Raw genomic sequence first — 7,554 nt, 5'->3', positions numbered from 1 at the left:
ACGCTTTTCCTGGATTGCTTCAGGGATTTTGCCGGTGGCGGAAGACGAAGCGCGAATAGCCGAAGAAGCTGAACGCAGTCGCCGCCGCCGATGCAAGCGTCAGCGCGATGATCGGCCGCAATGACGGTTCGGTCATCAGCAGCGAGCTGAAGAGGGCATAGTTCAGCACGGCCGAGGTCAAGCCGACCGAACCGTAGCGAAAGCCCTCCGCCGCAAGCGAGCGGTTGGATCGGCCGAAGGTGAAGTTGCGGTTGAGTATCCACGTGGCAAGCAGCGCGCTCGGGATCGAGATGGCGCGGCCGACGAAGGGGCCGAAAGGCGTGAACCAGAGCAGGAGATGCAGCACGCCGGCATCGACCACGAAGCCGACACCGCCAGCGATCAGGAAGCGAAAGAGCTTCTTCATGCAGCCTTTGCCCTTTTCTTCCGGCTTGTCGGCTTATCAACCGCAGCCATGTAAACCTTACGGTCATCGCCGACCTCGCGCGACGACGGCTTGGCCAAGCTCATATAGTGGATGCGCAACTGTTCGGCGCGGGCGCGCGCCACGGAATCGAGGATGATACCGGCCGTGAATAGCATGAAGGCGATCATCGTCAACGCTACGGAAAGCACCCAGGTCGGCATGCGAGTTACCAGCCCGGTTTCGAAATACTCGATGAAGACCGGAATGGAGAAACCAATGCTGAGCTCCATGGCAACGGCGCTCAGGATGCCGAAGAAGGCGAAAGGCCGGGTTTCCTTCATCAGCATGGCGAACATCCAGAGGATCTTGCCACCGTCGCGGAAGGTGGAAAGCTTCGAATGCGAGCCTTCCGGCCGCCGTCCGTAATCAAGTTCCAGCTCGCTGACGGGCAGCTTCAGCCTGGAGGCATGCACCGACATTTCCGTCTCGATCTCGAAACCGCCCGACACGGCAGGGAAGCTCTTGACGAAGCGGCGCGAGAAGCAACGATAGCCGGAAAATATATCGGTGAAATCGGCGCCGAAGATGGTGCGATAGAGCCAATTGAAGATGCGATTGCCGAAGGCATGGCCTTGCCGGCCTGCATCGTTGCGAACGTTGCGGCGGGTGCCGACCACCATGTCGGATCCTTCCGTCAGCAACGTGCGGATTAGCTCTTCTCCGTCTTCGGAAGCGTAGGTGCCGTCGCCATCGGCCATCAGGTAGATGTCGGCTTCGATATCGGCGAACATGCGGCGCACCACATGTCCCTTGCCTTGCCGACGCTCGCGCACGACGGTCGCGCCGGCAAGCATGGCATGCAGCGCGGTGCCGTCGGTCGAATTATTGTCGTAGACATAGATCGCGGCCTGCGGCAGCGCCTTGCGGAAACCTCGCACGACCTCGCCGATCGTTGCGGCTTCATTGTAGCAGGGCAGGAGGACGGCGATGTTCAGCTTCTCATTCCACATGGTCTTGGCCGGTTGCTGCGCGTGAAGTCAAGTTGAGGCCCGATTGACGATCCGGACGAGAGCTTATCCCGTTGGCTGTTAATAAGACCCTATGGCTGCCTAATAAAAAAGGCGGGATGCCGGCGTTGCGAAAAACATTCTCGTGATGAAAGCGACTGAAGGCATCGGCTTTACTTTTTTTTGATCGGCAGCCGTTAGCGTATCACCGACTATCCTTCCAACATGAGGTCTATCGAGATGGCGCAGACGCTGGCATTGCCGACCGAGGCAGCCGGAATGGCAGAGAAGAAAGCGCCGCTACGCTGGTCTCATCCTGCCCTCGTTGCGTTCGTCTATGCCGTCGTCGTCATCGTCGCGCAGCTCATCATTCATCGCAACCTCGCAGACTATGTCGGGCCGGACAACGACGACGCCATGCGTCTCGTCGAAGTGCGCGATTTTCTCGCCGGCCAGGGCTGGTTCGACATGATGCAGTATCGTCTCGGCCTCGAAGGCGGCACACTCATGCATTGGTCGCGCTTCATCGATCTGCCCATCGCAAGCCTCATCCTCTTCTTCCGGATGTTCTTTTCACCCGAAGGCGCCGAGGCGGCGGCACTGACCGTCTGGCCGCTGATGCTTATCCTGCCGCTGATGGTCTTCATGGGCCTTGCAGGCCGCCGCATTGCCGGTCCGCAAGGCATGCATTTTTCATTGATCCTGACAGCGTTCTTCGTGCTGCTTTCGCCGCGTTTCGTGCCGGGATCCATTGATCACGACAATGTTCAGCTTGGCCTCGTCGCCCTTGCCGTCGCCATGTTGGTCGACGAAACCTACAGGCCTCGCAGCTTTGCGATCGCCGCCGTTGCGCTTGCCATCCAGCTCGGTATCGGGGCGGAGACGACGCCCTTTGTTGCCGTCGCCTGCATGTCGGTTGCCTGTTTGTGGGCCTGGAAAGGCGAAGTCTTCGCACCTGCCGCGAAAGTCTTTGCCCTGACGCTGACGGTTGCCGTCAGCGCTGCCTTCTTTTCGCTGGTGCCGCCGCGCTTCTATTCCATGGTCACGTGCGACAATCTTTCGCTGGGCTTTTATGGCATCACCAGCGCCGGCTGCGTCGGGCTTCTCCTGTCGTCTGTCTTTGCCAGCCGTCTCTCCCGGCCCTGGCGCATTGCAATTCTCGCGGTCAACGGTGCATTCGTGTTTGCGACGACTGCAGCACTTGCGCCGCAATGCCTGCGCAATCCGCTTGCCGATTTGGACCCCTTGCTGGTTGATCTGTGGCTCAGCAGAGTGACCGAGGCACAATCGATCTTTTCCGTCGCTCACAGGCAGCCCGATACGCTTGGCGCCTTCTATGCGACAGGCCTCCTGGCGATGCTCATCTGCGCGGTTCGTATCCTGCGGGGCAATCGCGCCAGCCTCCATGCGATGCTGATGGTTCTGATTGCGATCAATTGGATGATTACGCTGGTGCAGGTGCGCGGCGCAGAATTTGCCAACCTTTTGGCCATACCGCCATTGGCATTGGCGATCGCCGAGCTGCGCAAGGACTATATGGCCGATACCAGAAACCTTCGTTCCGTTCTGCTTTATGCAGTGACAATATTGGCTTCCGTTCCGCCTGTTTGGGCTGTGGGCGGTGCGCTTGCAAGCAAGGGGATCGTCAACGGATTTACCGTCGCGACCCCGGCCAAAGCGGAGGAGACTGCCAATTGCGCCTCCAGGGAGGCCTTGGCGCCGATTGCGACGCTTGAGCCTGCGGTCGTCGCGGCCACCTCAAACATGGGCGCGCCGATTTTGCGCTTCACGCCGCACCGCACCCTTTCCGGTCCCTATCATCGCGATCCCGAGGGGATGCTGGCCGAGCTGCATATCGGCCTTGCGGACCCGCAACGGGCAGAGGCGCTTCTGCGGGAGGCAAAGGTGACGATTGTCGCCTTCTGCAAGGATGATCCGCAGGTGGAAATCATGAGTGAGCGGGCGCCCAAAGGATTTTATGCGCAGCTCAGCGCCGGGCGTGTACCCGTTTATCTGGAGCCCATTGCAGCGTCGACGACATCGGATGTGCAGTTCTTTCGGTTCAAGCCACAGAATTGAGTTGGAGCGCTTCAGCTCCTCCTGGATTCTTTGAGCCGCTCCTGACGTTGCTTTTAGGCGCGGCGATGTTCCACCATGTCGATGGTGACGAGATAGCCAATGAAACCGAGATTATAGCCGCCAAGCGCGATGAACAGCGTCGTCAGCGGCGGCGGAACGATCGATGTGGCGACGGCGGCCATGAAAGCGATGCTCACGAGTGCCACGCCGAGCAGCGCGCCGATCGTCGAGCGCTGCAGGCCGGCGGCTATTCCGATGATCGTGGCGGTCGCGAATATCATCGCTCCATGTCCTCTTTACCAAGAATCAGTTTGCACAGGTTTACGCACGGATGGCTAAGAAAGCCTTTGTCAGCAGGGTTAACGCTTGATGAAGCAATAGGCTCCGCGACCTTTGTGAGACATGCAAGGAGGCGGAAGCACCTCAACTATGCACACAATCCTGTCTTTCGATCGATTCAGACTTAAGCGGTATGCAGCAGGCTCCGCATTTGCCGCGACATCGGGTAGAAGGAGGACATGAGCAGCTTTTTTGAGAATGATTCGCCTTCGAACCTGACGGAATACTCCGTCTCGGAACTGTCCGGATCGATCAAGCGCACGGTCGAGAATGCATTCGACCAGGTGCGCGTGCGCGGGGAAATCTCCGGCTATCGCGGACCGCATTCCTCGGGTCATGCCTATTTCTCGCTGAAGGATGATCGCGCGCGCATCGACGCGGTGATCTGGAAAGGCACATTTTCCAAGCTGAAATTTCGCCCTGAAGAGGGAATGGAAGTCATTGCAACAGGCAAGGTGACGACCTTCCCGGGCTCGTCGAAATACCAGATCGTCATCGAGACACTGGAGCCTGCCGGGGCGGGCGCCTTGATGGCATTGCTGGAAGAGCGCAAGCGCAAACTCGGCGCCGAAGGACTTTTCGATCCCGAGCGCAAGCGCAGGCTGCCCTTCATGCCCAAGGTGATCGGCGTGGTCACTTCACCGACCGGCGCCGTCATACGAGATATCCTGCATCGCATCTCCGATCGTTTCCCCGTGCACGTCCTCGTCTGGCCGGTGAAGGTGCAGGGGGAGGGCTCCGGCGACGAGGTGGCGAACGCCATACGCGGCTTCAACGAATTTGCGCCTGGCGGCCCGATCCCGCGCCCGGACGTCCTGATTGTCGCGCGCGGCGGCGGCAGTCTCGAGGATCTCTGGAGTTTCAACGATGAGGCTGTCGTCCGCGCCGCTGCCGCCAGCGATATCCCTCTGATCTCGGCCGTCGGCCACGAGACCGATTGGACCTTGATCGACTACGCCGCCGACGTGCGCGCTCCGACGCCAACGGGTGCGGCGGAAATGGCCGTGCCGGTGAAGGCTGAGCTGGAAGCGCAGCTTGCAAGCCTCGCTGCCCGGCTGCAGGGCGGGGTAAGCAGGCAGATGGATCAACGCCGACAAGCTGTTCGGGCGCTGCTGCGCGCGCTGCCTTCGCTCGACCAGATCCTGGCTCTGCCGCGTCGCCGCTTCGATGAAGCCGCCGCCGGCCTTGGCCGTGGATTGGAGCTGAACACGCTGAACAAGCGACGCTCCTTCGAGCGCACGGCGTCGCAGCTGCGGCCGGATATCCTGTCGAACCGGATCGCCGAGCGCCGCCAGCAATTGGGCGAACGGATGACCCGCGCCGAGCGGACCATCGAGCGCATGCTCGACCGGTCCCGCGCCCGCATCGAACGGGCTGATGCCGTCTTCGCAACGCTGCCATCGCGCCTGGAGGCGCAGACAGGGAGGGCGCGCGACCGCCTCGGCAATCTCGTCCGCCACGCCGATACCGCCATCCGCCATCAGCTGACCCGCGCCCGCAGCGAGCTTACGGCGCAGGAGCGCATTCTGCAGTCGCTCTCCTACAAGAATGTTCTGAAACGCGGCTATGCCGTTGTGCGCGACGAGGATGACCGCCCGGTTTCGCTGGCGGCAGCCCTTTCGACGGGTGCCGCGATCTCGATCGAGTTTGCGGACGGCCGCATCGGGGCCATGACCGGCGATGATGCCTCCCCACCGTCTTCATCCCCTCCGCCGTCAGGCACTGCCCTTTCCAAGAAGCGTGTCACCAAACCGGCAGAGCCTGCCGCTCCACCGAAGCAGGGAAGCCTCTTCTGATGCGCATCCTGCTGGTGCTGGCCCATCCGCTGGCCGACAGTTTTGCCGCCGCGGTGGCCACGCTCGCTCACGAGACGCTCGTCGCCGGTGGCCATGAGGTCGATCTGCTTGACCTCTATCGCGAGGGCTTCGATCCGCGTCTGTCCGAAGCCGAGCGGCGCGGCTATTTCGACCAGCCCTACGATACCTCCGGCGTCGACGTCATCGTCGCACGGCTGCGTCAGGCAGAGGGACTGATCCTCGTCTTTCCGCAATGGTGGTTCAATTTTCCGGCGATCCTCAAGGGCTTCTTCGATCGCGCCTTTGCGCCTGGTGTCGCCTTCACCCACGATGCCGCCGGCGGGCGTATCGTGCCGAAGCTCACCAATATCCGCCTGTTCTGGGCGCTGACGACGACCGGCTCGCCTTGGTGGATCGTGCATCTCTACATGGGCAATCCGGTGCGGCGCCTATTGAAGCGCGGCATCGCCGCCTTCTGCGCCAAGCGGCTGAATTTTCGCATGCTGGCGCTCCACGACATGGACCGTGTGACCGAAGCCGGACGCAAGGCGCATCTCGAACGCGTCAGGCGAGCGCTGTCGACGATTTGATCTCACGATTTCCGAAAAAATATGCCGCGGCAGAGATACCGCGGCATGATCGCATTCGAATATCTGAACTTGGTTATGCCCACTCGCCCTTGCGCATAACCGGCACGCGCGAGCCATCGGCATTGATACCGTCGATATCGACCTTGTCGGAGCCGATCATCCAGTCGATATGGATCAGGCTGGAATTGCCGCCCTGCGCCTTGATCTGTTCCTGGCTGAGCGTGGCGCCATCGATGAAGCACTTGGAATAGCACTGGCCGAGCGCGATGTGGCAGGAGGCATTTTCGTCGAAGAGCGTGTTGTAGAACAGGATACCGCTTGCCGATATCGGCGAGGAATGCGGCACCAGCGCCACTTCGCCGAGCCGGCGGGCGCCTTCGTCGGTGTCGAGCACCTTGTTCAGCACTTCCTCGCCGCGCGTTGCCTTGGCCTCGATGATCCGGCCGCCTTCGAAGCGTACCTGGATATTGTCGATGAGGGTGCCCTGATGCGACAGCGGCTTGGTGGAGGAAACATGGCCTTCGACGCGCAGCGCATGCGGCGTGGTGAAGACCTCTTCCGTCGGAATGTTCGGGTTGCAGGTGATGCCGTTCTTGGCGGTGGAAGCGCCGCCATGCCATTCGTGGCCGTCTGCCAAGCCCACGGTTAGGTCCGTGCCCGGCCCCTGGAAATGCAGGGCGGAAAAACGCTGGCCGTGCATCCAGGCCGAGCGCTTATGCAGATTGGCATTGTGCTCGGCCCAGGCCGCGATCGGATCTTCGACATCGACGCGCGAAGCCGAGAAGATCGCCTTGGCGAGCTTGGCAACCGCGATTGCCTCCGGGTCGTTCGGGAAGACGAGTTTTGCCCAGGAGGGGTTCGGGTAGGAGACGATGTTCCAGTTGGTGTCGAAATTAGAGATCTTTTCGAGCGCCGGCTTGTAGGCGGCAGAATTGGCGCGGTTGGCGCGCGCGACCTTGTTGGGGTCTTGGTTGGACAGCAGCATCGGATTGTCGCCGGCAATGGCGAGGCGCGCCGTGTTGTTCGAGAAGGCCTTGGCCATGCCTTCGTAGAGCCATGTCGCGGCTCGGTCGAAGCTCGCATCCTGGCCGTATTCGTAGCGGGCGAGCGTCGTCTCTTCGTCGGAATAGAAGGTCGAGACGAGGCCGGCGCCGGCCTTGTAGGCTTCGCGCGTGATCAGCCGAACCAGGGGCATCGCTGCGACCGGCGCTGTCATCAGCAGATCCTGGCCTGCCTGCAGCTGCAACCCGACCCTTACGGCTACTTCCGCGAGCTTCTCCAGCTTGGCGTGATCGACGGGATGATGGTTGGGGATGGCTGACGTCATGACAAAACCT

General features: G+C 61.2%; 7 protein-coding genes. 3 read left to right on the top strand and 4 right to left on the bottom strand.

Annotated elements, in window-relative coordinates; genetic code table 11:
* Nucleotides 1–19: 19 nt before the first annotated feature.
* Both AC13RM_RS20925 and AC13RM_RS20920 read right to left on the bottom strand, forming a co-directional pair.
* On the bottom strand, nt 20–406 hold the full coding sequence (locus AC13RM_RS20925) for a GtrA family protein (RefSeq protein ID WP_113233720.1): 387 nt from the start codon (nt 404–406) through the stop codon (nt 20–22).
* Nucleotides 403–1,416: a glycosyltransferase gene (locus tag AC13RM_RS20920; protein ID WP_374820888.1), complete on the bottom strand. Its 1,014-nt coding sequence runs from the start codon at nt 1,414–1,416 to the stop codon at nt 403–405. Before AC13RM_RS20920 ends, AC13RM_RS20925 begins: the two co-directional genes overlap by 4 nt.
* 237 nt (nt 1,417–1,653) lie before the next feature.
* Here AC13RM_RS20920 and AC13RM_RS20915 point away from each other — a divergent pair, with 237 nt between their 5' ends.
* Nucleotides 1,654–3,492 carry a hypothetical protein gene (locus AC13RM_RS20915; RefSeq protein WP_488555485.1) on the top strand — a complete coding sequence of 613 codons (1,839 nt, stop codon included), beginning with the start codon at nt 1,654–1,656 and terminating at the stop codon, nt 3,490–3,492.
* A 53-nt stretch (nt 3,493–3,545) separates the two neighbouring features.
* Here AC13RM_RS20915 and AC13RM_RS20910 read toward each other — a convergent pair whose 3' ends face one another.
* Complete coding sequence (locus AC13RM_RS20910; RefSeq protein WP_069611044.1) at nt 3,546–3,773, bottom strand: homogentisate export protein; 228 nt, start codon at nt 3,771–3,773, stop codon at nt 3,546–3,548.
* A gap of 237 nt (nt 3,774–4,010) precedes the next feature.
* Here AC13RM_RS20910 and xseA point away from each other — a divergent pair, with 237 nt between their 5' ends.
* Together xseA and AC13RM_RS20900 are read left to right on the top strand one after the other, a co-directional pair.
* Nucleotides 4,011–5,627, top strand: coding sequence for an exodeoxyribonuclease VII large subunit (xseA, locus tag AC13RM_RS20905; protein ID WP_488555484.1), 1,617 nt, complete (start codon nt 4,011–4,013; stop codon nt 5,625–5,627).
* Nucleotides 5,627–6,217, top strand: a complete 591-nt coding sequence (locus AC13RM_RS20900) for an NAD(P)H-dependent oxidoreductase (RefSeq protein ID WP_488555483.1) — start codon at nt 5,627–5,629, stop codon at nt 6,215–6,217. The genes xseA and AC13RM_RS20900 overlap by 1 nt, the downstream gene beginning before the upstream one ends.
* A gap of 73 nt (nt 6,218–6,290) precedes the next feature.
* Here the strand turns inward: AC13RM_RS20900 and AC13RM_RS20895 are convergent, their stop codons facing one another.
* On the bottom strand, nt 6,291–7,544 hold the full coding sequence (locus tag AC13RM_RS20895; RefSeq protein ID WP_488555482.1) for an aminopeptidase: 1,254 nt from the start codon (nt 7,542–7,544) through the stop codon (nt 6,291–6,293).
* Nucleotides 7,545–7,554 lie beyond the last annotated feature (10 nt).

Source organism: Martinezella sp. CNPSo 3732, assembly GCF_057784515.1.
The sequence above is the reverse complement of the archived record's forward strand: the minus strand, read 5'-3'. Positions and strand labels throughout refer to the sequence as shown.